The organism is Vibrio sp. 970, assembly GCF_033339075.1.
The window spans coordinates 1-525 of record NZ_JAWOTW010000779.1 but is presented as its reverse complement, the minus strand read 5'-3'; the positions used below and the strand labels follow the sequence as shown (position 1 = coordinate 525).

Annotated in this window: 1 protein-coding gene; it reads left to right on the top strand. The window is 38.7% G+C overall.

Annotation, left to right across the window (positions count from 1 at the left end):
* Positions 1-130: 130 nt before the first annotated feature.
* On the top strand, positions 131-525 hold a 395-nt coding region (locus R7Q11_RS29145; protein ID WP_225467342.1), incomplete at its 3' end, for a phage integrase N-terminal SAM-like domain-containing protein.

The following is a 525-nucleotide window of genomic DNA, read 5'->3' as shown; positions in this document are numbered from 1 at the left end:
TTCATGAAACAAATAGAAAAGTAGTATGAATATGTGTGTTTGAACACGCAATTAGACGGCAAAAAGCATGATAAATGGGCCAGTATTGATAAATTACAACGCCTGTATAAATAAACAGTCTCATAATGTTATGAAAAGTCAGTTTCTGATAAGTGTAAAAGAGCATATGCTTACTCGCCATTATGCCAACAAAACTATCGAGAGTTACCTATTCTGGATAAAGCGCTTTATTGTATTCCACCAGTTTGCTCATCCAACGAAGTTATCTGAAGACGACGTTATTCGATTTCTCAGCCACCTCGCTATCGATGAAAAAGTTGCAGTCAAAACTCAAGCATTGGCGCTGAATGCTATTTCGTTTTTATATCGAGACTTTTTTAAAACCCCGCTTTCACTGGATATGAGGTTCCAAAAATCACTGACGGAAAAGAAGCTCCCTGTTGTTTTGACTCGCGATGAAGTCCGCAGGTTTGTGCAACATGTCGATCCGAGATATAAGCTTCACATCCAACTCCTATACGGTTC